The sequence below is a fragment of the Streptomyces sp. NPDC002055 genome (assembly GCF_040296705.1).
GTDB lineage: Bacteria > Actinomycetota > Actinomycetes > Streptomycetales > Streptomycetaceae > Streptomyces.
Genome location: NZ_JBEOXS010000033.1, coordinates 1 through 25998, shown reverse-complemented (window position 1 = coordinate 25998; position 25998 = coordinate 1). Strand labels below are relative to the sequence as shown.

At 73.2% G+C, this 25998-nt stretch carries 24 protein-coding genes; 10 read left to right on the top strand and 14 right to left on the bottom strand.

Annotation, left to right across the window (positions count from 1 at the left end):
• Positions 1–223: 223 nt before the first annotated feature.
• On the bottom strand, positions 224–1219 hold the full coding sequence (locus tag ABT112_RS21130) for a Gfo/Idh/MocA family protein (protein ID WP_351511759.1): 996 nt from the start codon (positions 1217–1219) through the stop codon (positions 224–226).
• 449 nt (positions 1220–1668) lie between these two features.
• On the opposite strand from ABT112_RS21130, the gene ABT112_RS21125 reads away from it, so the two are divergent.
• From ABT112_RS21125 to ABT112_RS21115, 3 genes are read left to right on the top strand one after another with little or no spacing between them, the layout of a single operon-like run.
• Complete coding sequence (locus tag ABT112_RS21125) at positions 1669–2946, top strand: Bcr/CflA family multidrug efflux MFS transporter (protein WP_351511887.1); 1278 nt, start codon at positions 1669–1671, stop codon at positions 2944–2946.
• A complete protein-coding gene (locus tag ABT112_RS21120) occupies positions 2874–4190 on the top strand; it encodes a serine hydrolase domain-containing protein (RefSeq protein WP_351511757.1) in 1317 nt (438 codons plus the stop codon). Before ABT112_RS21125 ends, ABT112_RS21120 begins: the two co-directional genes overlap by 73 nt.
• Positions 4191–4224: 34 nt before the next feature.
• The gene (locus tag ABT112_RS21115) at positions 4225–5271 is read left to right on the top strand and encodes a small ribosomal subunit Rsm22 family protein (RefSeq protein WP_351511755.1); all 1047 of its coding nucleotides are present in this window, start codon (positions 4225–4227) and stop codon (positions 5269–5271) included.
• A gap of 235 nt (positions 5272–5506) precedes the next feature.
• Here the strand turns inward: ABT112_RS21115 and ddaH are convergent, their stop codons facing one another.
• Together ddaH and ABT112_RS21105 are read right to left on the bottom strand one after the other, a co-directional pair.
• Complete coding sequence (ddaH, locus tag ABT112_RS21110; RefSeq protein ID WP_351511753.1) at positions 5507–6328, bottom strand: dimethylargininase; 822 nt, start codon at positions 6326–6328, stop codon at positions 5507–5509.
• Positions 6329–6450: 122 nt separating this feature from the next.
• Complete coding sequence (locus tag ABT112_RS21105) at positions 6451–6672, bottom strand: DUF6243 family protein (RefSeq protein WP_351511751.1); 222 nt, start codon at positions 6670–6672, stop codon at positions 6451–6453.
• Positions 6673–6789: 117 nt separating this feature from the next.
• On the opposite strand from ABT112_RS21105, the gene ABT112_RS21100 reads away from it, so the two are divergent.
• Positions 6790–7392 (top strand): TetR/AcrR family transcriptional regulator, encoded by a 603-nt coding sequence (locus ABT112_RS21100; protein ID WP_351511749.1) that lies wholly within the window; start codon positions 6790–6792, stop codon positions 7390–7392.
• Between the two features lie 45 nt (positions 7393–7437).
• Here ABT112_RS21100 and ABT112_RS21095 read toward each other — a convergent pair whose 3' ends face one another.
• On the bottom strand, positions 7438–8295 hold the full coding sequence (locus ABT112_RS21095) for a glycerophosphodiester phosphodiesterase (protein ID WP_351511747.1): 858 nt from the start codon (positions 8293–8295) through the stop codon (positions 7438–7440).
• 150 nt (positions 8296–8445) lie between these two features.
• On the opposite strand from ABT112_RS21095, the gene ABT112_RS21090 reads away from it, so the two are divergent.
• On the top strand, positions 8446–9201 hold the full coding sequence (locus ABT112_RS21090) for a bifunctional DNA primase/polymerase (protein WP_351511745.1): 756 nt from the start codon (positions 8446–8448) through the stop codon (positions 9199–9201).
• Between the two features lie 155 nt (positions 9202–9356).
• Here ABT112_RS21090 and ABT112_RS21085 read toward each other — a convergent pair whose 3' ends face one another.
• The 4 genes from ABT112_RS21085 to efeO are packed head-to-tail and all read right to left on the bottom strand — an operon-like array spanning position 9357 to position 13636.
• Positions 9357–10247: an SCO2278 family lipoprotein gene (locus ABT112_RS21085; RefSeq protein ID WP_351511743.1), complete on the bottom strand. Its 891-nt coding sequence runs from the start codon at positions 10245–10247 to the stop codon at positions 9357–9359.
• Positions 10204–11181, bottom strand: a complete 978-nt coding sequence (gene efeU, locus ABT112_RS21080; RefSeq protein ID WP_351511885.1) for an iron uptake transporter permease EfeU — start codon at positions 11179–11181, stop codon at positions 10204–10206. The genes ABT112_RS21085 and efeU overlap by 44 nt, the downstream gene beginning before the upstream one ends.
• Before the next feature lie 5 nt (positions 11182–11186).
• Positions 11187–12482 (bottom strand): iron uptake transporter deferrochelatase/peroxidase subunit, encoded by a 1296-nt coding sequence (efeB, locus tag ABT112_RS21075; protein ID WP_351511742.1) that lies wholly within the window; start codon positions 12480–12482, stop codon positions 11187–11189.
• An 8-nt stretch (positions 12483–12490) separates the two neighbouring features.
• On the bottom strand, positions 12491–13636 hold the full coding sequence (gene efeO / locus ABT112_RS21070; RefSeq protein WP_351511740.1) for an iron uptake system protein EfeO: 1146 nt from the start codon (positions 13634–13636) through the stop codon (positions 12491–12493).
• 214 nt (positions 13637–13850) lie between these two features.
• Between efeO and ABT112_RS21065 the strand changes: the two genes are divergently transcribed.
• On the top strand, positions 13851–14561 hold the full coding sequence (locus ABT112_RS21065; RefSeq protein WP_351511739.1) for a CDP-alcohol phosphatidyltransferase family protein: 711 nt from the start codon (positions 13851–13853) through the stop codon (positions 14559–14561).
• On the opposite strand, the gene ABT112_RS21060 is transcribed toward ABT112_RS21065, so the two are convergent.
• Complete coding sequence (locus ABT112_RS21060; protein WP_351511737.1) at positions 14515–14976, bottom strand: FAD synthase family protein; 462 nt, start codon at positions 14974–14976, stop codon at positions 14515–14517. The two genes, ABT112_RS21065 and ABT112_RS21060, sit on opposite strands and share 47 nt — an antisense overlap.
• Before the next feature lie 178 nt (positions 14977–15154).
• On the opposite strand from ABT112_RS21060, the gene ABT112_RS21055 reads away from it, so the two are divergent.
• The 3 genes from ABT112_RS21055 to ABT112_RS21045 all read left to right on the top strand — a co-directional run bounded on the left by ABT112_RS21055 (position 15155) and on the right by ABT112_RS21045 (position 19760).
• Complete coding sequence (locus ABT112_RS21055) at positions 15155–16414, top strand: glycosyltransferase family 4 protein (protein ID WP_351511735.1); 1260 nt, start codon at positions 15155–15157, stop codon at positions 16412–16414.
• Positions 16411–18156: a lipopolysaccharide biosynthesis protein gene (locus tag ABT112_RS21050; RefSeq protein ID WP_351511734.1), complete on the top strand. Its 1746-nt coding sequence runs from the start codon at positions 16411–16413 to the stop codon at positions 18154–18156. Before ABT112_RS21055 ends, ABT112_RS21050 begins: the two co-directional genes overlap by 4 nt.
• A gap of 329 nt (positions 18157–18485) precedes the next feature.
• Positions 18486–19760 (top strand): MATE family efflux transporter, encoded by a 1275-nt coding sequence (locus ABT112_RS21045; protein ID WP_351511883.1) that lies wholly within the window; start codon positions 18486–18488, stop codon positions 19758–19760.
• A 59-nt stretch (positions 19761–19819) separates the two neighbouring features.
• Here ABT112_RS21045 and ABT112_RS21040 read toward each other — a convergent pair whose 3' ends face one another.
• A complete protein-coding gene (locus tag ABT112_RS21040; protein WP_351511732.1) occupies positions 19820–21331 on the bottom strand; it encodes a hypothetical protein in 1512 nt (503 codons plus the stop codon).
• Positions 21332–21564: 233 nt separating this feature from the next.
• Between ABT112_RS21040 and ABT112_RS21035 the strand changes: the two genes are divergently transcribed.
• A complete protein-coding gene (locus ABT112_RS21035) occupies positions 21565–22716 on the top strand; it encodes a glycosyltransferase (RefSeq protein WP_351511730.1) in 1152 nt (383 codons plus the stop codon).
• Between the two features lie 27 nt (positions 22717–22743).
• Here the strand turns inward: ABT112_RS21035 and ABT112_RS21030 are convergent, their stop codons facing one another.
• The 4 genes from ABT112_RS21030 to ABT112_RS21015 all read right to left on the bottom strand — a co-directional run.
• Positions 22744–22923, bottom strand: coding sequence for a DUF6087 family protein (locus ABT112_RS21030; protein WP_351511881.1), 180 nt, complete (start codon positions 22921–22923; stop codon positions 22744–22746).
• Between the two features lie 125 nt (positions 22924–23048).
• A complete protein-coding gene (locus ABT112_RS21025) occupies positions 23049–24416 on the bottom strand; it encodes an NsdA family TPR-like regulatory protein (RefSeq protein WP_351511728.1) in 1368 nt (455 codons plus the stop codon).
• A gap of 185 nt (positions 24417–24601) precedes the next feature.
• Entirely contained in the window at positions 24602–25474 is an 873-nt protein-coding gene (locus ABT112_RS21020) for a glycosyltransferase family 2 protein (RefSeq protein WP_351511726.1), read from the bottom strand.
• Positions 25471–25998, bottom strand: a 528-nt coding sequence (locus ABT112_RS21015) for a hypothetical protein (RefSeq protein WP_351511724.1), incomplete at its 5' end; no start/stop codon positions are given. The genes ABT112_RS21020 and ABT112_RS21015, both read right to left, overlap by 4 nt.

The window sequence follows — 25998 nt, the reverse complement described above, 5'->3', positions numbered from 1 at the left end:
TCCGCGGGCCGTCGTCCGCTGTCTGCCGTCTGCCGTCTGCCGGCCGTCGTCCGCGGGCCGGCCGGGCGACGGGCGTCAGGCTGCGGGCGCTGCCCGCCCGGCGGAGGCCGGTGGGACGGACACCGCCCGGTGCCCGTTCCCCCGGCCCGTCCGGCGCCCCCGCGTCCGCAGGGGTGTCCCGAGGTCCCCGCGTCCGCCGCGTGTCCTGGCCCGGCGCGGGCCGCTACTCCTCGCCCGGGTACCGGACCCCGATGCGGCTCCGGACCGCGTCCAGCGTGCGCATCACCGCCCGGCTGCCGTCCAGCGGCACCAGCGGGGACTCCGTCTCGCCCGCCCGCAGACAGCGCATCACTTCCAGCGCCTCGTGCCGCAGGCTGGTGCGCCGGCCCTCCAGGGCGAACTCCTCCGGCTCCCGGCCCGGCCGGTGCAGCACGAACCGGTCCGGATAGAAGAAGCCGCGCGGGAACTCGACCCGGCCCGCCGTACCCGTCACCGCCGCGGTCATCGGGGTGTCCGCGGTGATCGAGCAGCTCAGCAGGGCCACCGCGCCCGAGTCCCAGCCGAGGAGCATCCCGGTGTTGGCGTCCACGCCCTCCGGCGTGAGCTCCGCCCTGCCCTGCACCTCCGACGGCTCGCCGAGGACGAGATGGGCCAGCGAGACCGGGTACACGCCCAGGTCGAGGAGGGCCCCGCCGCCCCGCGCCGGATCGCGCAGCCGGTGCGCGGGACCGTACGGTCCGGGCAGTCCGAAATCGGCGTGCACGCTCCGGATCTCCCCGATCGCCCCGTCGGCTACGATCTCCGCCATGCGACGTATGACGGGATTGCAGTAGGTCCACATCGCTTCCATCATGAAGCGGCGGCGCTCCCGGGCCAGTTTCACCAGCTCGTCCGCCTCGCGGGCATTGAGCGTGAAGGCCTTCTCGCAGAGCACCGCCCGGCCGGCCTCCAGGCACAGGCCCGCCGCCGCCCGGTGCGCGGAGTGCGGAACGGCGACGTACACGACGTCCACGCCGTCGTCGGCCGCCAGCTCCGCCCAGCTGCCGTAGGCGCGGGGTATGCCGAACCGCTCGGCGAAGCCTCTCGCCGTGCCCGTGCTGCGGGAACCGACGGCCACGACCTCGGCCCCGGGCAGCTCCAGCAGCTGCGCGGTGAAGGACGCGGCGATGCCGCCGGTTCCGAGGATGCCCCAGCGCACCCGAACGTCCTGCACAGGCACCGCCCCCCGTCACCGTGGACCAGTCGTCATGCTGAGTGCATGGTAAGGATTCAACGAAAGTGGAGAGTCGAATGCCGGAAACCGGCCCGATGCGACCGGAAAAGTTGTCAGTTCGACCCGCTCGGGACAGAGAGCGGGTCATATCGGATACAGCGGGGGTGCCGGATGGGCGGGGAGACCCGGAGGAATGGGCGGCCGGGAGCGCCGCCGCGGGCCGAGGGGCGGTGCCGGCCGTGACCGCCGACCGGGACGGGGCGGTCGGGAGCGCCGACGGCCACGACCGGGCCTCGGGGGAGCAGCCTGCCGGCGGGGAGGACCGCGCAGGAGCAACGGAACGGGCAGCAGCGGCGGAGCTTGCCGAAACGGTTGAGCGGGCCGGAGCGGCGGAGTTTGCCGAAACGGTCGAGCGGGCCGGGACGGTGGACCGCGCGGGAGCGGCGGCTGCGGACGTGCGCACGGAAGGAGCAGCTCCGGAACCGCCGGCCGGTCGTGCCGCGCTGCTCCTCGTCCTCGTCCTCGGCGGGCTGACCGCGCTGGCACCGCTGTCGATGGACATGTACCTCCCCGCCCTCCCGGCGGTCACCGACGCGCTGCACACCCCCGCCGCCACCGTCCAGCTGACCCTGACCGCCTGCCTCGCGGGCATGGCGCTGGGCCAGCTCGTCGTCGGCCCGATGAGCGACAAGTGGGGCCGCCGCCGGCCGCTCGTCGCCGGCATGGCGGTCTATGTCGTCGCCACCGCCGTCTGCGCCTTCGCGCCCACGATCGAACTGCTCATCGCCTTCCGGCTGCTGCAGGGCCTGGCCGGGGCCGCCGGGATCGTGATCGCCCGGGCCGTGGTGCGCGACCTCTACGACGGCGTCGCCATGGCCCGGTTCTTCTCCAGCCTGATGCTGGTCTCCGGCGCCGCACCCGTCGTCGCGCCGCTCGTCGGCGGCCAGGTGCTCCGGGTCACCGACTGGCGGGGCGTCTTCTACGTCCTGGCGGGCATCGGCATCCTGATCACCCTGCTGGTGATCCGCAAACTCGGCGAGACACTGCCCCCGGAGCGGCGGCACAGCGGCGGGCTCGGCGCCACCCTGCGCACCATGCGCGGCCTCCTCGCCGACCGGGTCTTCACCGGCTACATGCTGGCCGGCGGCTTCACCTTCGCCACCCTCTTCTCCTACATCTCCGCCTCGCCCTTCGTGGTCCAGGAGATCTACGGCGCCTCCCCGCAGACCTTCAGCCTGCTGTTCGGCCTGAACTCGGTGGGCCTGGTCGCGGTCGGGCAGCTCAACGGCAAGCTGCTCATCGGCCGGGTCAGCCTCGACAAGGCGCTGTCCGTCGGCCTGGCCGTGGTCACCACGGCGGCCGTCGCGCTGCTGCTGATGGCGTCCGGCGTCTTCGGGGACGTGGGGCTCGGCCCGGTGGCCGCCGGGCTGTTCGTGCTGATGTCCGCGATGGGCGTGACGCTGCCGAACACCAACGCGCAGGCCCTGATGCGCACCCCGCACGCCGCCGGCTCGGCCTCCGCGCTGATCGGCACCTGCTCCTTCCTCGTCGGCGCGGTCGCCTCACCGCTGGTGGGCATCGCGGGGGAGCGCACGGCCGTCCCCATGGCGCTCGTCCAGGTGGTGTGCGGCCTGCTGGCGGTGACCTGTTTCCTGGGACTGTGCCGCCCCTGGCAGCAGCGGACCGTCGAGGGGACGGACCGCGGCCGGGACACGGAGGGAGCGGGAAGCTGACCACGTCGGAGCCGCACACGCGCCTGCACGCCGGCACCCCGGCGCGCGCCCGGCTGGACGCCGCCGAGCTGCACGAGCTGGTCCGCGAGGTACGACGGCTGCCCGAGGGGGAGCGCCCCTGGTGCGCGGGGGCGGTGGTCCTCGCCGGCCGGGGCCCGGTCGTCGCCGTCGAGCAGGCGGCCGGCTGGGCCGTGCGCTACGCCGGATACGACGCGGCCGCCGACCGGGGCGTCGCACTGCCGCGGGGGGCGTGGGAGCCGATGCGCACCGGCACCGTCTTCGACCTGGCCTCGCTGACCAAGCTCTGCACGGCGATCGTCGCGGTGCAGCAGATGGAGCGCGGCGTGCTGGAGGCGGGACGGCCGGTCGCCGCGTACGTCCCGGAGTTCGCCGCGGCGGGGAAGGGCGAGGTGACCGTACGGCAGCTGCTCACCCACACCTCCGGCCTCCGCCCCGAACTGCCCTTTTACGAGCGCGCGGGCCGGGCGGCGCGGCTGGCGATGCTGTGGGACGAGGAGCCGGTGGCCGCGCCCGGCTCCGGCCGGTGCTACTCGGACCTCAACATGATCGCGCTCCAGGTGGTGCTGGAGCGGATCACGGGCGAGGGGCTCGACGCGCTCGTTCGCACCGGGATCACCGGCCCGCTCGGGATGACGGCGACCGGCTTCCGGCCGGTCGGTACGGGGCCCGGAGGGGCGGGCGACCGCGGTACGGGGCCCGGCGGATCGGGGGACGGCGGGCCGGGGGACGGTCCGGCGGAGGTGTCGGGCGAAGGCCCGGCCGGGGTGGCGGCCACCGAGGATCAGCGCAGGCCGTGGGCCAAGGCCGACCGGGGCATGCTGCGCGGCGAGGTGCACGACGAGAACGCCTGGGCGTTCGGCGGGGTGGCCGGGCACGCCGGGCTGTTCTCCACCGCGTGGGACCTCGCCGTGCTCTGCCGGGCGCTGCTGAACGCCGGGACCTACGACGGCACCCGGATCCTCGCCCCCGCCTCGGTGGACCTGCTGCTGGCGCCGCCGGGGCTGGGGTTCGAGGTGGACCAGCCGTGGTTCATGGGCGAGCTGGCCGGCCGGGGCGCGGCCGGGCACACCGGTTTCACCGGGACGAGCCTGGTCCTGGACCGGGCCACGGACAGCTTTCTCGTGCTGCTCGCCAACACCGTCCACCCGCGCCGCAGGCCGGCGGACAGCGTCCCGCGCGCGACGGCCGCGACCCGCCTCGCCCGGGCCGCACAAGCGGCGTGAAGGTGCCCGGGGCATCCGAACTAGACTCGTTCGGATGCACGCCCCTGATTCTCCCCGCACCGGTGCCGTCACTGTGCCCGAGGCACTGCGTACGGCACTCGCGCGGCTTCTCGACGGTCTGCCGCCCCGGCAGGCCGCACAGGCGGTCGACCGGCTGATCGCCAACTACCGGGGGCGCACCCCCACCGACGCCCCGGTGCTCCGCGACCGCTCCGACGTCGCCGCGTACGCCGCGTACCGGATGCCCGCCACCTTCGAGGCCGTCCGGGCCGCGCTCGCCGCGTTCCGGGAACAGCTGCCGGAGTGGGCGCCGGCGAGCCACACGGACGTGGGCGGCGGCACCGGCGCGGCCACCTGGGCCGTGACGGCGGCCTGGCCGGAGGCGGAGCGCCGCACGACCGTGCTGGACTGGGCCGAGCCCGCGCTCGCGATCGGCCGCGAGCTGGCGGCGGACTCCGGCCTCCCGGCGCTGCGCGCGACCGACTGGCGGCGTGCGGCGATCGGCGGCGGACTGGAGCTGCCGGAGGGCACCGACCTGGTCACGGTCTCGTACGTGCTGGGCGAGCTGACCCCCCAGGACCGCCGGTCGGTGGTCGACGAGGCGGCGCGCGCGGCGCAGGCGGTGGTGCTGATCGAACCGGGCACCCCCGACGGCTATCTGCGGATCATCGAGGCCCGGGACCGGCTGATCGCGGCCGGACTGCGGGTCGTCGCTCCCTGCCCGCACAGCGCCGCCTGCCCGATCGAACGGGGCCGGGACTGGTGCCACTTCGCGGCCCGGGTCGGCCGGTCCTCACTGCACCGGCAGGTGAAGGGCGGTTCCCTGCCGTACGAGGACGAGAAGTTCAGCTATGTGGCGGCGGTGCGCTTCCCGGCGGCCACCGCCGAGCACCGGGTGGTACGCCATCCGCAACTCCGCAAGGGACAGGTCCTGCTGGACCTCTGCACCGCCGACGGGGCCCTGCGCCGCAGCACGGTGACCAAGCGCCAGGGGCCGCTGTACCGCGCCGCCCGCGACACGGAGTGGGGCGACAGCTGGCCGCCGCCGCGGGAACCGGACGAGCCGGACGCGGCGGAGTGACAGGGCGCGCCGCCGCGCCTGAGGGACGTCAGCTCCGACGGTGCCGCTGTGCCTGATGACCCCGGTGCATGACGGCCCTGGTTGCATGACGGCCCTTGCGCCTTGACGGTCCTTGCGCACGAGGGCCGTCGGGCCCGGAGACCGACCGGGCTCCGGACGGTGGCCGCCGGCCGGGGTTCCGTCCCGGCCGGCGTGCTCTCCGGCGGCCGTGCGCGGCGCCGCCCGTTCCGGCCGGTCAGTCTGCCGAACGCAGCTCCATCGTGCAGCACTTGACGCTGCCGCCGCCCTTCAGGAGCTCCGACAGGTCCATGCCGACCGGTTCGTACCCCCGGTCCCGCAGGGGATCGCACAGGCCCAGCGCCGCCTGGGGGAGCAGGACGTGGTGGCCGTCGGAGACCGCGTTCAGCCCGAACGCGGCGGCGTCGGCCTCCTCGGCGACGATCGCGTCCGGGAAGAGGCGGGCGAGGACGGCCCGGCTGCCGGGGGAGAAGGCGTCCGGGTAGTACATCACCTCGTCGCCGGCGAGGACGCAGAGCGCGGTGTCCAGGTGGTAGTAGCGCGGGTCGATCAGATCCAGGCCGATCACCGGGCGGCCGAAGAACTCCTGTGCCTCCGGGTGGGACAGCGGGCTGCTGCGGAAGCCGCGGCCGGCCAGCAGCCAGGAGTCGGTGACGGCGAAGTCCCCCTCGCCCTCGTTGATGTGGACCGGTTCGCGGACGTCGGCCTCGTCCCAGCCGTGGGAGTGGAACCACTCCCGGTGCACCGCGGCCTCGGCGGTCCGCTCGGGATGGGCGAACCGGGCCCCGAGGACCCGGCCGTCCACGACCGTCGCGCCGTTCGCCGCGAAGACCATGTCCGGCAGATCCGGCCGCGGTTCGAGCACCTCCACGGTGTGCCCGAGGGCCCGGTAGCGGTCGCGCAGGTCCTCCCACTGCGCGAGGGCCAGTGCGAGATCGACCGGCTTGGTGGGGTCCATCCAGGGGTTGATGGAGTAGGTGACCCTGAAGTGCGTGGGTGGGCACATCAGGTACCGGCGAGGACTGAACGATGAGCGCAAGGAGGTCTCCTCACGGTGGAATGGGGCGCAGACGTGAGATACCTGCACGCTCACATGTTCCACGGTCGGGCCCCGCCGCGCAGTGATCCGTACGGATGAATCGCGAAGGGACACCGGGACCGTCAGTCCTCTTGCGCTCCGGCCCGGGAATCCCCCGGACCGTCCGTGCCCCGGGCGGGCTCCCGGGCCGCCCGGAGGGAACGCAGCAACTCGCGTTTGGCGGCCTGCGGGTCGCCGGCGCCGCCCGCGGGCCGGCCGCCCCGTCCGCCGCGCAGCGCGGAGCGGGACAGATTGCTGCGGGTACCGCCCACGCCGAGCATGGAGCCGGCACTGCCTCGGGTCATGAGTCCTCCTCGATCGAACTGGCCGAGACGGTTCGTCTCGCTTCCATCCCGAGTCTGCACGGAACGTATCGTCTCGTCAAGACGAAACGTCTCGCCTCGGACTGGTAGATTCGAACCATGCCTCAGACCCGGACCCCCGATTCCACCCGCCGCAGCGAACGTTCCCGGCAGGCGATCCTCGACGCCGCCCTCGAACTCGTCGGAGAGGTCGGCTTCAACAAGCTGACGATCGAAGCCATCGCGGCCCGTGCCGGTGTCGGCAAGCAGACCATCTATCGCTGGTGGCCCTCGAAGGCCGCCGTGCTGTTCGACTCCTTCCTGGCCCTCAGCGGGCAGGAGGAGGGCGGCCCGGTGCTGCCCGACAGCGGTGACCTCGAGGCCGACCTGAAGCTCGTCCTGCGGGCCACCGTCGACGAGCTGGGCGACCCCAAGTACGACCTGCCCAGCCGCGCCCTGACCGCCGAGAGCCAGAACGATCCCGAGCTCGCCCGCGAATTCACCGGCCGGGTCCTCGAACCGCAGCTCGTCGCCTTCGAGGAGCGGCTGAGCGCGGCCCGGGAGGCCGGAGAGGTCGCCGAGGACACGGATCTGCGGGTGGCCGTGGAGATGCTGGTCGGCCCGCTGTACCACCGGTGGATGCTGCGCACCCGCCCGCTGACGCACGACTTCGCGGACAGCGTCGTCGAGCAGACCCTGCGGGGGCTCCGGCCGCGGGGATAGCTCCGCAAGGTCCCGCCACCGCTGTACGGGACGGGTGCCCGCCGCTCAGCCGCTCCCGCTGCCCGCGCCCGCCCCCGAGCCCGGCCTCCGCTCCACCGGGGTGGCCGCGAGCAGTGCCGGGGCGTCGGTGACGATCCCGTTGCAGCCCAGCCGCAGGGCGCGGTCGCGGTCCCGCGGGGTGTTCACCGTGTGCGCCCACACCCGGGGGATGCCGGAGGCGACGGCCCGGCGCAGATCCGCGTCGCTCGCCCGGTGGTCCACGTCCAGCAGCGCCACGAAGTCCCGCCACCGCCCGGGCCGGTCGTGGCGCAGCTGGCGCGCCGAACGCCACAACTGGGCCAGCAGGCCCAGCCGGTGGGCCCGCCGGGCCAGCCACGGCCGGTTGGTGTTCACGAACACCGCCCGCTCCAGCCCCCGGGCGTGGATCATCCGGGCGAGCCGCGACAGGCTCCGCGGGTCCTTGGCCTCCAGTATCAGGACGCGCCGCCCGCCGAACCGGTCCAGCACCTCCGCCACCGTCGGCGCGGGCTCCGGCCGCCAGCTGCGGCGCAGCGCGCCCCGCGGCCGGATCCGCACCGCCCGCCACTGCCACCGGCTGAGCCGGTCCACCGGGCCCCGCAGAGCGGTCGTCCGGTCCAGGGAAGCGTCGTGCATCACCACGAGCGTGCCGTCCCGCAGTATCCGGGTGTCGGCGTCGAGCACCTGGGCCGTGCCGCGGCTGAACGCTGTCAGCAGGCCCGACATGCTGTTCTCCGGAACCTCCAGCGCGCCGGCGCGGTGCGCGGTGTACACGGTTCCCGGCAGGTCGTCGACGGTCCGCCCGGCGGCGGCGATCTGCACCGGAACGACCGGCCCCGCCAGGGACATCGCGAGGACACCCGCCAGCAGGGACCTTGTGACCATGAAAACAACGCTAGGGCGGGATTTCCGGGTATGCCCTGTCATGGTGCCCCAATGGATGGCGGACCCCACACACCCGGATGCGGAGTCCGGCCCCGGGGGGAGGAGGATGGTGGCAGCATTGATCGGACAGCGGTCGAAGTGAGGGGATAGATGGACTCCGACAACAACCGCAGTCGCGGCAGGGACAGCAGGTTCTCCCAGTGGCTGCGCCGCCGTCCGAGAAGCGGTGCGGGCGCTCCGGGTACGGCTGCGGCGGACGCCGGCCGGGAGGATCTCCTGCTGGCCGCGGCCGCGGCGGGGTTCCCGCTCGCCCAGGCCGCGTACCCCTCCGACTACGGCTGTTCCTGCGACCGGATCGGCTGTCCCACGCCCGGTCGGCACCCCGTCTCCTTCGCCTGGCAGACCCAGGCCTCCACCGACCCGGAGAAGATCGGCCGCTGGCTGCGGGCCCAGCCGCAGGCCAACGTCATCACCGCCACCGGCATCAACCACGATGTGCTCGACGTGCCCGCGGACGCCGGGCTCAGCGCCCTGGAGCGGCTGGAGGCCGACGGGGTGGAGGTCGGCCCGGTCGTCGCCGGCGGGGAGGGGCCCCGGGGCCGGGTGCTGTTCTTCACCGCCACCCGCGGCACCCCGGACGACGAGGACGAGTGGTGGCCCTGCGAGCTGGACTGCCACCCCGAGACCCTGGACGAGCACCCGGGCCTGCGCTGGCACTGCCGCGGCAGCTATGTGCTCGTACCCCCGTCGCGGCTGCCGTCCGCCGGGCCGGTGACCTGGCTGCGCGGACCGGGGAGGCCGCTGCCGGATCCGCTGACGCTGCTGGAGACGCTGACGGACGCCTGCGCCCGGTACGCCACCGACGACACCGACCACCACTCGGCGGCCTGGCCGCTCCACCACTGATCACCCGCGGGCCGGTGATCACGTCACCCGCGGGTCGGTGATCACGTCACGCGCAGGTCGGTGATCACGTCACGCACGGGGCGGTGATCCCCGAAGGGGAACCGGTCGGGTCAAGGGCGCCTGCCCGGACCCGCTCGGCCGCCCCCCCGCCCCGATCACTTGCCGCGCGCGGCGGTCACGCCCTCCAGCCGGTTGAGGACGTCCACCGGGCCCTGCGGGGGAATCCGGGCCGCCGACTCGGAGATCCTGGACAGGATCAGCGCGCGCTCCGGCTTGCCCTGCATCAGGGCCTTCGCCGTGGGGTCCTTGACCTCGCCCACCCGGGAACCGGCCGCCATCGTCCGCTGCTCGGCGTGGTGCGCGGCGAAGAACGCCAGCGCGCCGCCGTCCTCCGTGCGGAGCGCCACCGGCGCGTACTGCGGTGGCTTCGCGGGCTGGTCCCGGTAGTCCGTCCAGAACTGCGGGGTCTTCAGCAGCTTCTTGCGCGTCGCCCGCTGGCCCGAGGTGGCCGGGCCGTCGGCGAACACCCCGCCCCGCCCCGTCTGCAGGTAGTCGGTGTACGTGCCGCTCAGCCGGCCCGGTGCCAGGGCCAGACCGGACGACGAACCGGCCGCGACCGGCTCGGCCCAGCCGTCCTCGTCGGTCCGGAACGCCGGCACCTCGTCCTTGCCGAGGATCGAGAGGTAGGAGACCTTCCACGGATCGGCGGCCCGGGAGCGGGTGAAGACCAGCAGCCAGCGGAAGTCGTTGCGGTTGCTCGCGGTGTCCGCCACGAAGAACTTCGGCCAGCCGGCCTGCTTCGGGATCGTGTACCGCGCGTCCGTCAGCTCCAGCGGGGGGAAGCCCGGGTTGCCGTCGGGGCTGTTGACGCGCTGCGCCTTCACCCGGGGCTCCTCCATGGCCAGCAGCGCGCCCGTCTCGACCCCTGCGGCGGCGGCCGGGTCGCTCTTCCGGTACGCCGCGTTGTAGCCGTCGGTGAAGCGCTCCAATGCCTTCGCCGCGTCAGCCTTCCGCGCCGCCGGGATGACCGCCCGTTCCCCGTGCACCGTCACGCACCCCGTCAGGCTCAGCAGAGCTGCGGCTGACAGGAACGCCGTCACCTGGGACCACCTGCGGGGCGTCCGTATCATCGGGTCGCGACTCCTTCGAGGGCTCCTCGGGGGCTGCTTGAGTCGGCGCAACCCTACCCGGGGCGAAGAACAGGGCGAGGGTGGGGATCACGTACAGCGTCCACACCACGACCTGGAGCACCGTCGGGTCCGGCTGGAAGTTCAGCGTGCCCTTCAGCAGGGTGCCGTACCAGCTGTCCGGCGGGACGGCGGCGCTGACGTCGAACGCCTTGGTGCCCAGCCCCGGGAGGAAGCGCGCCTCCTGCAGATCGTGGAAGCCGTACGCCAGCACGCCCGCCGCGACGACCACCAGCAGCGCGCCGGTCCAGGTGAAGAACTTCGACAGGTTGATGCGCAGCGCGCCGCGGTAGAACAGCCAGCCCATCAGCACCGCCGAGACCAGGCCCAGCAGCACGCCGATCAGCGGCCGGGCCGTGCCGTCGTCGGTGGCCTTCACGGCCCGCCAGACGAACAGCGCGGTCTCCAGGCCCTCCCGGCCGACCGCCAGGAACGCCGTCGCCACCAGGGCACCCGTGCCGACGGCCAGCGCCTGGTCCAGCTTGCCCTGGAGCTCGGCCTTCAGATGCCGCGCGGTGCGCCGCATCCAGAACACCATCCAGGTCACCAGGCCGACGGCGACGATCGACAGGGAGCCGCCGAGGAGTTCCTGGGCCTCGAACGTCAGCTGCTGCGAGCCGTACTCCAGCACCGCGCCGAACGCCAGGCTCACGCCGACCGCGATGCCGATGCCCGTCCAGATGGGGCGCAGCGCGTCCCGGCGCCCGGTCTTCACCAGGTACGCCACCAGGATGCAGACGACGAGGCTGGCCTCCAGGCCCTCGCGCAGGCCGATCAGATAGTTGGCGAACACGCCGGTCACCGCCCCTTCGTGGCGTCGAAGAGCTCCCGGCCCCACCAGTCGTCGCGGCCGCGGACGCCCGGCGGGGCGGCGAACAGGGCCGAACCGACGTGCTGGATGTACTCGTTGAGGGCGTCGATCCGGGCGAGGTTGCGCTGCACGGGCACGAAGCCGGTGCGGACGTCGCGCTGGTAGGCGATGAAGAACAGCCCGGCGTCCAGCAGACCCAGCCCGTCCGTGCCGTCCGTGAAGGAGTAGCCGCGGCGCAGGATCTTCGCCCCGCCGTTGCTGTCGGGGTGGGCCAGGCGGACGTGCGCGTCCTCCTTCATGGCCTTCAGGTCCGGCTCGTCGCGCTCGCGGCGCTTGCCGTAGGGGGCGCCTTCGCCCTTGGTGCGGCCGAAGATGTCCTCCTGCTCCTGCAGTGAGGTGCGGTCCCAGGTCTCGATGCGCATCCGGATGCGCCGGGCCACCAGGTACGAGCCGCCCGCGAGCCACTCCGGCCCGTCCTTCTCGGACACCCAGACGTGCTTGCGCAGGGCGGGGGCGTCGGTGCCCGCGATGTTCCGGGTGCCGTCCTTGAACCCCATCATGTTGCGCGGGGTCTGGGCGTCGGGCGTGGTGGACGAGGTCTTGCCGAAGCCCAGCTGGGACCAGCGGATGGCGACCCTGCCGAAGCCGATCCGGGCGAGGTTGCGGATGGCGTGCACCGCGACCTGCGGGTCGTCGGCGCAGGCCTGGACGCACAGGTCGCCGTCGCTGCGGTCGGCGTCGAGGTTGTCGCCGGAGAACGTCGGCAGCTCGATCAGGGCCTCGGGCAGCTGGGACTTGAGTCCGAAGCGGTCCTTGCCGTCCCGCTCGAAGAGCGTCCGGCCGAAGCCGATCGTGAGGGTGAGCCGGGACGGCTTGAGGCCCAGCGCCTCGCCGGTGTCGTCCGGCGGTGCCTCCGGGATGCCGGGGACGGCGCCCTCGCCGACCGAACGGCCCGCGGTCATCGCCGCGGCGGCCTCGGTCCACTCCTTGAGCAGGGCGATCAGCTCGTCGCGGGAGTCGGTCTTCACATCGAACGCGGCGAAGTGCAGCCGGTCCTGGACGGGCGTGGCGATACCGGCCTGGTGACGGCCGTGGAAGGGCACCGCGGCGCCCGCGCCCGCGGCGAGCGCGGGCGCCGTGTCGTCGGCGGTCAGCGCGGCCGCGGTGCCGCCGGCCGCGGCGGCGCCCAGCGCGAGCCCGGCGCCGCCCCAGCCCAGCAGCGAGCGGCGCGACGGCGCCCGGCCCATGGCCGTTCCGCCCGGCTCGTCGGTCTCGGAGCTCATGCTTCTCCCTACTTCACGACGGCGGCGGCGAGCTTGGACAGCGGCTCGGCGAGGGCGTTGACCCCGTCGGACAGCTCCTTGCGGTCGGCCTTGCCGACGGTGTCGTAGGAGTCGAAGGCGTAGGAGTCCTTGTCCTCGCGGTACCGGTCGAGCAGCTTGTCCAGCGCCGCGAACTGCCGGTCCAGCTCCTTGACGAGAGCCGGGTCGTTCTTGCCCGCGACCGGCTTGAGCAGCTCGTAGGACTTCTCCGCGCCCTCCACGTTGGCCTTGAAGTCGACCAGGTCGGTGTGGCTGTAGCGCTCCTCCTCACCGGTGACCTTGCCGGTGGCGACCTCGTCCAGCAGCTCCTTGGCGCCGTTGGCCATGCCGGTCGGGTCGATCTCCGCCGTGCCGACGCGCTTCTGCCAGTCCTTCAGGTCGGTGACGAGCCGCGCGGCCAGGTCCTTCTCCTCCTGGCCGATCTTCTTGTCCTTCCACAGCGCCTTCTCCAGGCGGTGCCAGCCGGTCCACTTCTGGCCCTTCTCCAGCCCGTCCTCGCGGAGGTCGACCTTGGGGTCGATGTCACCGAAGGACTCGGCGACCGGCTCGGTGCGCTCCCAGCCGATGCGCGACGGGGCGTACGCCTTCTTGGCACCCTCGACGTCGCCCTTCTTCACCGCGGCGACGAACTTCTCGACCTCGGGCAGGGTCTCGTCGGCCTGCGCCTGGACGTACTTCCGGTAGGCGGCGACCGCCCCGTCCAGCCGCGGGTCCAGCTTCTTCGCCGCGCCCTCGCCGGTGGCCTCGACCTTCTGCCGGATGCCGTCGCCCTTCATGCCGGGCTTGCAGGCGATCTCGTACGAACCGGCCTTGACGGTGGTGGTGATCGTGGCCTTGGTGCCGGGGCCGATGTTCTCCCGCTCGGTGACGATGCGGTCGCCGGGGGCGTAGACGTAGACCTCGGTGGTCTTCGCGCCGGTGTTCTCCACGGCGAGTTCCACGTGGCCGGCCGCGAACGTCTTCTTCGACACCTTGCACGCGGTGTCCGAGGCGGTGATCTCGATGGCCCCGGGCCCCTTGGCGTCGGTCTTCTCGGCGCAGCCGGTGACCGCGGTGAGGGCCGCCGCGGCGACGGCCGCCAGCGCGGCACCGGAGGTGTTTCGGACGACTCGCATTCGGGCTCCAGGCATGCTCGGACAGAGGAGGGGGTGGCGTGTGAGGCTGACCTAAGTTATCTGAGGCTTACCTGATCTCTCGCCGGGGGTCCAGTGATCCCGGTCTCACCGGAAGCGGTCCGGAACGGCTGTCGGACCCCCGTGCCATCATGATTGTGCGTTTGTGCGGGGGGTTTTTCGTGAGCGGACATCTGGGGGGATGATGGCTCGGACCATGACATTCGGTGCGGCGCTCGGTGAGCTCCGCAGCGCGCAGAAAACGGCCAGGGGGGTGTCGCTGTATTCGCGGCACATCAACCGGCCGGCCGGAAGGATTCTCGCCGCGGCGGCCTGCCGTGCGGGGCTGACCCCGAATCAGGTCACCCTGGTCAGCGCCGCCTTCAGCTTCTCCGCGGTGGCGGCGGTCGCGGTCTTCCCGCCGTCCTGGCCGCTCGCCGTCGCCGTCTGGGCCGGCCTGGTCGTCGGCTTCGCGTTCGACTCGGCGGACGGACAGCTGGCCCGGCTGCGGAGAGTGAGCAGTCCGGCCGGAGAGTGGCTCGACCACGTCGTGGACTGCGCGAAGATCACCGCGCTGCACGCCGCGGTACTGGTGTCCTTTTACCGATTCTTTGACCTGCCGGGCCCCGGCTGGCTGCTGCTGCCGCTCGGATTTCAGCTCGCGGCCGTGCTGATCTTCTGCGGTGGCCTGCTCACCGACAAGCTCAAGCCGAAGCCGGCCGCCGGGGCGCCCGCCCCGCCCTCACCCCTGCGGGCGGTGGCGCTGCTGCCGGTCGACTACGGCGTCTTCTGCCTCGTCTTCCTGACGCTCGGCAGCGAGCGGGTCTTCCTCGGCGCCTACACCGTGCTGGCCGCGGTGCACGGCCTCTTCCTGGCGGCCTTCATGGCGAAGTGGTTCCGGGAACTGTCTGCGATACGCCCGGCGTGACCAGCGCCTCCAGGGCCCGCCGCAGCTGGGTGCTGGAGGTGTGGACGGTATAGGGGAAGTAGACGACCTCGACGCCTACGGTGGCGAAGTCGCGCTCCAGCCGCTCTCCCTTCGGGGTGCCGCGCCAGTCGTCCCCCTTGAAGATCACGTCGAACCGGACCTGCTGCCAGGTGTCCAGCTTGTCCGGCACGGTCTCCACGAACGCCGCGTCCACGAAGCGGATGCTGCGGACGATCTCCAGGCGCTCGACGAGCGGAACCACCGGCGCGCGGCCCTTGGCCAGCTCCGCCATCTCGTCCGAGACCACCCCGGCGACCAGGTAGTCGCACTGGCTGCGGGCGTGTCTGAGGATGTTGAGATGGCCGACGTGAAAGAGGTCGTAGACCCCCGGCGCGTATCCCACGGTGTGCGGCATGCGAAATGGAACCCCCCACTCGCGACGCGCTCCCCAGCGCGTCAGAGCCACCGACGATAGTCGGGAGCGGAGCCGCCGACCGGAAGATTGCGAAAGCTGAACGAACAGAGAAAAACGACAAGTTGCACCGAGGACGGGCTAGGGTGCAACTGATCGACTCTGGGGGGAGGAGATGCGCATGTCGGAGCATGGGGGGCGGCGCGTCCTGTTGGTGTCCACCAACTACGCGCCCGAACAGGCCGGAATCGGCCCGTACGCCACACAGATCGCCGAGCACTGGGCCGCCGACGGCCGGACCGAGGTGCATGTGCTGGCGGGAATGCCGCACTACCCGGCCTGGCGGACCGACCCCGCCTACCGCGGGGTGTGGCGCACCACGGAGGAGCGCGCCGGAGTGCGGGTGCACCGCCGCCGGCACACCGTCCCGCCACGGCAGACCGCCGTGCGCCGCGCCCTGTACGAGGCGTCGATCCTGGCCCACGGCCTGGCCGCGCCGCCGCGCACCGGCCGTCCCGACGCGGTCGTCGCCCAACTGCCCAGCCTGGCCGGGGGTGTCATCGGCGCCCGGATCGCCCGGCGGTACGGCGTGCCGTACGTCCCGGTCGTCCAGGACCTGATGGGCGCCGCGGCAGCCCAGAGCGGTATCCGCGGCGGGGACCGGGCGGCGGCCGCCGCCGGCGCCGTCGAGCGCTACGCCCTGCGCCGGGCCACCCTGGTCGGCGTCATCCACGAGACCTTCGTCGACAAGGTCGCCGCGATGGGCGTCCCCCGGGAGCGCATCCGGCTCGTCCCCAACTGGTCGCACGTGGAACGGCCCACCCGGCCGCGCGCCGAGATGCGGGCCCGGCTCGGCTGGCGCGAGGGCCGCACCGTGGTGCTCCACTCCGGCAACATGGGCCTCAAGCAGGGGCTGGAGGTGCTCGTCGAGGCCGCCCGGCAGGCCCCCGAGGTGCACATCGTGCTGATGGGCGACGGCAACCAGCGCGAGCACCTGCGGACCCTCGGCGGCGGACTGCCCAACCTCCACTTCCTCCCGCCCGCGGACGAGGCCGACTTCCCGGACGTCCTCGCCGCCGCGGACGTCCTCGCCGTCACCCAGCGGGCCTCGGTGCTCGACATGAGCATCCCGTCCAAGCTCACCTCCTACTTCGCCGCCGGGCGGCCGGTGGTCGCCTCCGTCGCCGACCAGGGCGGCACGGCCGAGGAGGTCCGCCGCTCGGAAGCGGGCGTTCTGGTTCCGCCGGAGAATCCCGGCGCGCTGCTGGCCGCGGTCCGTAAGCTGGCCGAAGACCCCACCGCGGCCGACGCGTTGGGGGCACGCGGCCCGGCCTACGTCGACGCCCACCTCAGCCGTGAGGCGGGCCTGGCCAGAATCACCCGGCTCCTCGACGAAGCGCTCGACGGCCGCCCCGAACCGCGGAGGGGGCCCCGCACATGACATCGCACCACGCCTCGGACCCGGCGCCCGGCGGCCCGGACCGGCCCCGCGCGCCCCAGGCGCACGAGGAACCGGACCTGCTGCGCGACCAGTTCAGACAACTGCTCCGCTACCGGCTGATCCTCGCCGTGGGCCTCGCCGTGGGGCTGCTCGGCGGCGCGCTGCTGGGCGTGCTCGGCGGCGACTCCTACGTCGCCACCAGCGAGGTCACCGTACGGGCCGCCTCGGTCGACCCGTTCGCCCCCGGTGGCACCTCCCCCGACAAGGGGGTGAGCATCGGCTCCGAGCGGCAGACGGCCGTCAGCAACGCCGTCGCCTGGCGAGCGGCCAAGGACCTCGGCCTCCCGCCGGGCACCAAGGGGCTCCAGGGGGGCCTCCAGGTCACCAACCCGCCCAACACCCTCGTGCTGCGCTTCGCCTACACCGACTCCTCGCCCGGCCGGGCCGCCGAGCGCGCCAACGCCTTCACCCGCGCCTACCTCGACAACCGCGAGCAGCAGACCAAGAGCCTCATCGACAACATGGTCAAGGGCTACCAGAAGCAGCTCAAGCCGCTGGAGAAGCAGCGCGACGAGCTGGCGAAGCAGGTCGCCGGGCTCAGCGACGGCCGGGCCCTGGACACGGTGCTGTCCACCCAGTCCGGGGTGCTCGGCAAGATCTCCGAGCTGAACAGCAACGTCACCAAGCTCAAAGCCCTCGACACCACCCCCGGGTTCGTCGTCCGCACCGCCACCCCGCCGTCCGAACCGTCCGGCCCCGGCCTGCCGATGATGCTGGGCCTCGGCGCCGCCGTCGGCATCGGCCTCGGACTCCTCGGCGCCTGGGTGCGGCTCGTCTTCGACCCCACCGCCCGCTCCGAGAGCGATGTCGTCCGGGCCCTGCGCGCCCCCGTCCTCGGCACCCTGCCCCGCGGCCGGCGCGGACAGACCACCGCGCTGCTCGCCGACGGCCGGCTCGCCGAGGAGTACCGTTCGGTCGCCTTCCGGCTCGCCTACGACCAGCGGTTCGCCGGCCGGCGGCGGCTGCTCGTCGTCGCCCCGCGCGGCACCATCGACACCGCCGCCGCGGTCTCCGTGAACCTCGCCGCCTCCTTCGTCGAGATGGGGCGCGAGGTGCTGCTCGTCGAGGCCGACCTGCGCACCCCGTCGCTCTCCGCCCGGCTCCGCGCCACCGACGGCATCCGGCCCGGCTGGGCCCGCACCCCGGCCCGGGGCGACAACGGCTGGCCCACGGGAGAGCAGATACCCATCGACGCGGGGGAGTCCGGCGCCTTCGACCTGATCCCCGGCGGCCGGGTCCGCAACGTCGCGCGCGCCCTGACCTCCACCCCCGCCACCCAGCTCATCGCCACCGCCGACGACGAGGACTCGGTCGTCGTCGTCCTCGCCCCGGCCGTCCTCTCCTACGCCGACGCCATAGCGCTCGCCGACCGGGTCGACGGCGTCCTGGTCGTCTGCGACCCCCGCGAGGTGCGGCGCGACGACCTCGACCGGGTGCGGGAACTCGTCGCCGGCGCGGGCGGCACCGTGCTCGGCGCCGTCCTCCACTCCGAAGGCGGCAACCGGCCCCGCGGCGGGTCCAAGGGCGGGACGGGCACCCGCCGCCGTACCGAGGCCGACGCGGCGGCGCAGCCGGCCACCGACGCGGCGGAGGGCCCGGAACGCCCCGAGGGGCCCGGCACCCTCGCCCTGCGCCAGGTCGACCCGGACCAGCTCCCCGCCCGTACGTCCTCCCACCGGTGACGCGTCCGCGGGACGGCGGGGAGGCCGGTTCCGGGGGTGAGGCGGTGCCCGGCGGGGGCTCTGGCGGGGAGGCCGCTTCCGGTGACGGGGCGGGGCCCGGCGGGGGCTCCGGCGGGGCGGACTCCCGCGGGGAGCAGGGCGGCACAACCTCCGGCGGGACGGGCTCCGGCGGTGGCATACCCTCCGGCGACGGGACGGGCTCCGGCGGTGGCATACCCTCCGGCGACGGGACGGGCGCCGGCGGTGATGCCGGATCCGGCGGGGCAGGCGGCGGCCGGGACTCCGGCAGCGCGGCCGCCACCGACGGGGCCGCCACCGGCCGGAGCGGCATCGGTACCCGCCTCGCCGTCCTCTGCTCCGTCGCCGACCAAGGCGTGTCGGCCCTCACCAACATCGTGGTGCTGGTCGTCGCCGCCCGGCTCTCCAGCGCCGCCGGATTCTCCGTCTTCTCCCTGGTCTACACCGTGTTCGCGGTGCTGCTCGGGCTCTTCGTCGCCTACGTCGGCCAGGCGCTCGTCCTGGAACGCGGCGAACCGGCCGCCGTACGGGAGGCCTGCCGCTCCGCCGTGGCCTTCACCGCCTGGGCCTCGGCGGCGATCGGTGCCGTCATGGCCGCCGTCCTCTCCCTCGTGCCGGGCGGTACCGCGCACGGACTCGCGGTCCTGGGCCTCGTCCTGCCCGTCGTCCTGGTCCAGGACGGCATGCGCTACTGCTTCTCCACCCTGCGGCTGCCGCACTGCGCCCTCGCCGCCGACCTGGTCCGCCTCGCCGCCGCCGTCCCCGCCCTCGCCGTCCAGCCGCACGGCTCCGGGCCCGACCGCCTCATCGCCGTCTGGGGCCTCTCCGCCCTCCCGGCCCTGGCCGTCTCCGCGGCGCTGCTCGCCCCCCGGCTGCGCGGTGCCGCCTCCGACCCGCGCCGGCTGCTGCGCCGCGGCCACCTCGGCAGGCGCTTCGTCGTCGAATTCGCCGTCGGCAACGCCTCCAGCCAGCTCGCCGTCATCGGACTCGGCCTGTTCGCCAGCCCGTTGGCGGTCGGCGCGCTGCGCGGCGTGACGACCCTCTTCGGCCCGATGAACGTGCTGTTCAACGCCTCCACGGGGTTCGGCCCGCCGATCCTCAACCGTTACCCCACGGCCGCCCGCAAGGTCCGCGCCACCGTGGTGCTGGCCATCGCTCTCTCCGCCGTCGCCGCCGCCTGGGCCGCCGTCCTCATCGCGCTCCCGGACCGCCTCGGCCGCGAACTCCTCGGCGACACCTGGGCCGCCTCCTCCGCTCTCCTCCCGGCGACCGGCAGCCAGTACGCGGCCATCGCCCTGGGCACCTGCGCCCTGCTCACCCTCCGCGTGCTGCGCCCCCGCGCCACCCTCCCGATCCAGGTCGTCTTCTCGCTGCTCTCGGTGGCCGCCATGCTCACCGGCTACGCCCTGGGCGGCGTCCTCGGCGCGGCCTGGGGGCTGTGCCTCGGCTCGGCGTGCAAGGCGGTGGCGGCGTGGCTGCGGATCGCCGTGGTGCGCCGTTCCCCGGAACCGGCGGGAGAAGAGAGAGCGGGGGATCGGGACGCGACGGATGACAGGGACGGCGCCGGCAGGGCCGGACAGGGCTGACGTACCGGCCGACTCGCGTTGGTTCAACCCGTGCTCTCTCAGTGCGGCCAACGCCCCGGTCAGTGCAGCAGCTTCCGCGGGTCCGAACGGAACGTCGTCACCAGCGCCAGGCACACCATCGCGATCCCGATCCGCCCCGACGCCTGGAGCAGCGGGCCGCGCAGCAGGATGAAGGCGTACCCCGCCACCACCGGGATGACGATCGCCAGGACGTTGCCCGGCCGTGGATCGTCCAGGGTGCGGACGGTGTAGCGGCGGTCCGCCCGGGCGCAGAGGTAGCCCAGGCCGAGGAAGCCCCCCGTCATGCCCACTGCGCCGAAATCCAGCCAGAGTTCGGCCCACAGCGGTGAGGACAGGTTGGTGTTCTGCATGCCCATCCACTGGCCGACCCGGACGCCGGAGTCCAGCGGCTTGCCGTGCCAGATGGAGCGGGGCACGAAGAAGAAGGTCGACGCGGCCAGCTGACGCCCGTACGCATGGCCGGTGCCCGAGTCGACCATGGTGATGGTGTTGGCGAACATGCCGATCTGGTCGTAGTCCTTGCGCACCAGCGGATCGAAGGCCGATTCGGACTCCACCGGCCGGTGGCCGCTCTCGTCGTACCGGAACCGGTCCATGAACGGGAACAGCAGCAGCGCCGCCACCACCCCCATCGCCAGCGCCGCCCGGTACATCACCGGACTCTTCGGGAAGGCCGTGAAGAGGATCGAGAACATCACGGTCAGGAACCAGTAACGCGGATTGGAGATCGGGTTGTTGACCAGGGCGTTCACCCCGAGCAGCCCGACCCACATCAGCACGACCACGGGGCGCCGACGCGCGGCGCGGGAGGTGACCAGCCAGCGGGTGAGGAAGAGGAAGGCCAGCAGCGCGGGCACCGTGCCGAAGCCGCGCAGGAACGCCGACCCGACGTGCGACTCCGAGTCCGCGGCGGCCACCCCGCTGCTCTGGATGCCCTCGCTGATCTCCTGGCGGCTGCTGAAGAAGACCGTCGGACCGCCCAGTTTGACCACGAACACCGCGCTGGCCACGAAGGCCAGCACCACCAGCAGATAGAGCCGCCGCCGGCTGACCGAGGCGGTGCGCCGGGGAGCCCGGTTGCGGAGCACCGGCCGGTGCCGGGCCAGCAGCACGCCCACGTCGTAGGCGACCAGGCCGATCAGCGAGAGCGTGGTGGCGAGCACCAGATCGGAGCGGGTCCCGACGACCGGCGTCGGGGTCTGGCCGAGAACCGCCTGTGCCAGCGGCGCCACCCCGAGCGCCACATAGACGAACATCCAGAACGAACCCTGGATGAGCCGCCGCCGCACGGTCAGCGTCATCGCCGCCAGCCGGGCTCCGGCGTATCCGGTGAGCACCAGTTGCAGCCAGTACACCTCGTCCCGGATGCCCGGTCCGGGCAGCGCGGCCACCACCCCGGGCAGCAGGAACACCAGCCCGAGGACGAGCGGCACGGCCAGCGCCCGGGAGAGCACGGCCCGGGGCGAGACCGGCGGCACGTCGGGCGGAACGGGCGATTCGGACGGCGCGGCCGGTTCGGTCGGCGCGACGTCCCGTACCTCAACAGCCATGGCCCCCACCCTCGTTCCCCGTGCCCCCTGCACCGGGCCTGCCGGTTCGTCGGACACCTGCGCCCGGAACCCCCGGCCCGGTGCCCCACGGCAAGTCTAGGGAGTCCGGCCTGCCCGTATCCGCAGAACGCACGAGCCTCGAACGCCACATCGATGGATCCGGCCGCGCGGCCCCGTGCCCGCCGCTACGCTGGCCGGACGATGCCGGGGGGCATCGGGGGGAGGAACAATCGGTGAAGGTTCTGCATGTCGTCACGCTGCACACACCGACCAACGACTTCGGCGGCCCCACCCGGGTGGCGCTCAATCTCTCCCAGGGACTGCGGGCCCGCGGCGTGGACGCCCGGATCGCTACCCTGGGGGACGGGTTCACCGGGCCGCTGCCGAAGGAGATCGAGGGCGTACCGGCGTTCATGTTCCAGGCGCGGCACGTCCTGCCGCAATTCGAGGTCAGCGGCATCACCTCACCGGCGCTGCTGGCCCGCGCCCGCGAGCTGGTGAAGACCGCGGACGTCGTGCACGTCCATCTGATGCGCGATCTGATCACCCTGCCGTTCGCCCTGATCGCGCTGCAGCTCGGCCGCCCGCTGGTGCTCCAGACCCACGGCATGATCGACCCCACCGAGAAGCGGGTCGCGAAGCTGGTGGACGCGCTGGGGCTGCGCCGGGTGCTGCGCGGCGCGGACTCGATCCTCCACCTGACCGGGATGGAGCGGGACGACGTGGAGGCGGTGATCGCGCCGGACCGGCTGAACAGCACGCACCGCCTGGTCAACGGCGTCCGCCTGCAGGAGCGCAGGCCCGCGGCCGACGGCGGCCGGCCGCCCACGGTGCTGTACTGCGCCCGCGTCCAGGCCCGGAAGCGGCCCGAGGACTTCATCGCGGCGATGCCCACCGTCCTCGCCAAGCACCCGGACGCCCGCTTCGTCCTGGCGGGCCCGGACACCGGCGCGCTCGCCGCCCCGATGCTGGACCTCGCCCGGCAGCTGGGCGTCGCCGACTCCGTCGAGTACGTGGGCGCGCTCGGCCACGCCGAGGTGCTGGAGCGGCTGCGCACGGCGGACGTCTACGTACTGCCGTCGGTCGTGGAGCCGTTCGCCGTCTCGGTCCTGGAGGCGATGTCGGTCGGCGTGCCCGTGGTGGTGACGAAGACCGGCGGCCTCTCCCCGGACGTCGAGGCGGCCGGCGCCGGACGCGTCGTGGACAGCAAGCCCGACCGCGACAACGGCGCACTGGTGGGCCAGGCGATCCTGGAACTCCTCGACCCGGCGGCCAACGAGGAGGCCTCCCAGGCGGCCTGGGGTCTGATCCGCGACCAGTTCGCCATCGACAAGGTCGTCGACACCCTCCAGGCGGTCTACGACGGGGCGATCCGGCGGCACTGAGGGGCCATACGGCAGCGAGGGACCGGCTCAGCGTCGGTCGGTGCCATCGCTCGGCGTCTGTTCATTCACCCACCGCTGGGCCGCTGCGAGATCCGGCGCCGCTCCGGCGGGCTCGTACGAGACCCCGTTCCACTCCTCCAGCGCCCGCGGCTCGTCGGGGCGGAGGTGGCTGCCTCCACCATGGAGCGGACGGTGCCGGCGGTGGATGTCCAGTGGCGGGCGACGGCGCTTGTCGTACGCCGCGAGCGGGTCTCCGCTGTCGATGCGGGGACGGCGCGGGACGGCTGGTTCGGCGGCCCTGGCCGGGAGTGCTTGCCCATGGCGCGATGGTCTCAGGCCGCAACCGGCGTCGGGCGCGTTGCGGCGAGATCCCGCGCGCGGGTGCAGACCTCGTCCACGTCGGCGGTGCGGTACGGGCTTGCGGCGTTCAGCAGGGTGTTGAGCCGGGAGGCGACGAGCGTGGAATCGACCCGGGCCGCCTCGTCGAGGGCGTGCCGGGCGGCTCGGGCGGCCTGCTCGGGCTCGCCCTCATCGAACAGGGCGGCGGCCAGGCCGATCCGGTCCATGACACGCACCCGCTCGAACCCCGGCTTCCTGAGCGCGAGGGCGTCGGCGAAGTGGGAGCTCGCTGCGCGAGGCCGGAGGGCGCAGGTCAGGTCGCGGGCGGAGACCGCACGGGCTCCGGCGTGCTCGGCGGCGTCGAAGTAGGCCACCCAGCCGGGGACGTCGTCGCCGAGGCCCTCGGCCACCAACTCGTCAGCGACGACGAGGTGCTTCTCGGCCAGGCGCTCGTCACCGAGGGCCGCGTGGACCCGCCCGGTCTGGGACGCGACCAGTGCCCTGGTCGCGGGCAGCTTGGCCTTCGCCCCGGCTACACCGAGCAGGCCGAGGGCGTCGTCGGGGTGTCCGAGGTAGATCATCTGGTGCGACATGCGGGTGACGATCTCCACCCCGCGGTCCGGCTGCCCGGCCTCGCCGGCAGCGTAGATGCCGTACGACCAGTACCGCTGGGCGGTGGCGTACCGTCCGCAGTCGTGACTGACCCATCCGGCCAGCGCCGCCAGGTCGGCGGCCGCCGCGAAGACCCGTGTCTTGAGCGAAGGTGGAACACCGTCCTGGACGCGGCGGGCAACTTCTGCAAGCTGTGCGACGATCGCAGAGCGGTAGAGCCCGCCCCCCTTGGAGGCGTCGGCCTTGGTGAAGAACGTGGTGACGTCTTCCAGGGCAGCGGTGGTGTCGGCGTCGAAGCCCTTGGTGTCGCGGTTCAGGCGGCGGGCATGGCCCCCCAGCATGCGCTCGGCGGCGAGGACCAGCGGGGCGCCGAGGGCGAGCCTGAGGGCGCCGCGACGATCGAGGAAGAGGTCCATCCGAGTCCATTCGGCCAGGGTCTGGGCGGCTGCCTCGGTCAGCAACGGGAGCTGGATGCCTTCCAACGCGGGCCCGGCAGCCATCAGACCGAGATCACCCGGGGTGAGTGGCCGGCCGGCCGCCTCGGACAGCACCGCGGCGAGGAGCACGGGTACGGGCGGGCGCGGGCGTTCGCCCTCGATCCAGCGGCGGATGCGGGTGGCGTTCGGGGCAACCTGTCGGTGACCTCGGCGAATCGCCTCGGCAGCGATCCGGCGGGCGAGTTCGCCGTGGGACAGGTCGGCTGCCGCGATCCATAACGCGAGGTTCGGATTGCTGATTCTGCCGGTCATCACCGTTCTCCCCTCCTCGAGCACCTGTCGCGGAGCGTCGCCAATTGGCCACGTTTCGCGACATCAACGGTACTTGTCGCGGCGGGTGCGAAAGGTCGGTTCTGCTCAGGCGGTAGCTGCAACGAAGGGCTGCCCCGCCCAGTGGCGGGACAGCCCCTCACGCGTCTTCCGGGCCGGGTACGGCGCTACCGGATCGTCACCCGCCCCACCGTGACCCCAGGCCCGCCCGCCTCGCTCAGTTCGCCCTCCCGGGCCTTGAGCCCGATCTGCCAGCGGTAGAAGCTCATGGCCAGGGCGTAGTCGAAGCCGGCCCGGCCGTCCAGGAAGCCCCGCTTGTAGAGGTAGGCGTAGGCGAACGACACCAGCGGCTTGAACGGGGCCTTGTGGAAGAGTTGGCCCTGCCGGGTCTTGGCCTGCCGGATCTCCTCCTTGACCTCCGGGTGGTGCTCCAGCCACGCCTCCCAGTCCGAGTACCGGTTGTGCCGGTCGAACCAGGTCCGCACCGGGTCCAGGTCCTCGTGCTCGATCGGGGACTTGAGCCGCCACACATGCTCGGCGATCGGCTGGTAGTGGCCCTCCTGCTCGCCCATGCCCGGCGCGTCCAGGTCCCCCAGGACGGGGAAGTGGCAGCGCGTGCGGTCCAGCAGCGCCCGCTTGACGATGGTGTAGCCGTGCCGCAGCCGGCGGCCCGCGAACCAGTAGCCCAGCGGGATGTCGAACGCCGCCACCTTCAGCGGCCGGGAGAAGCAGTGCCGCAGCTCGGCCAGCAGCTCCGGGGACGGTGTCTCGTCACCGTCGAGGAACAGCAGCCACGGGATCTGCGGATGGACGTGGTCCAGGCACCACTGCTTCTTCTTCGGATAGCCGCCGTCCCAGGTGTACGGGACGACCTCGGCACCCTCCTCGGCAGCGATCTTGCAGGTCTCGTCCGTGCTGTCCGAGTCGACCACCACCACCGCTTCGAAGTGGTCGATGACCGACCGTACGGTGCGGGCGATGTTCTCGGCCTCGTTCTTCGTGGGGATCGCCACCACGATGGGGAGCTTGCTCGGGCTCAACCGCCGCTTCCTTCCTTGGATGCCTTCAGCAGGGGCAGCTGCTTCGGACAGAGGTGCTTCACCGCCGCCTCCGCGTTCGGGATCTCCCCCGAGCGGAGCGCGCTGATCGCCGCCTTGCGGTCCAGCTCGGCCGTGCGGGCGAGCCGGTCGCAGCTCTCCTGCCCGATCTGCAGGACGGCTGCCGGGTCCGTGCCCTTCGGCACCCGGTCGGTCAGGTACGACTTCTGCTTCTCGGTGAACGATCCGGTGACCGGCTTGAGGTCCCGCTCCGACACCTTGGGGCCCGGCGGGGTCCGCGGGGCCTTCGGCTTCTTCGCCTCGGACCCCTCACCGACGTCGGCGGCCGGGGAGTCGCCCGCCGCACGGTCGTCCGAGGACGCCGCCGCGGACCGGGCCTTCCCGGCTCCCTTGTCCTGCTCCCCGCCGCTTCCGCATCCGGTCAGCAGCGTCGCCGCCGCCGCGAGGAGCGCGGCGTCCGTCGGCCTGGGCTCGCACGTGCACTGGGACCGCCGCCTCGACGCCCG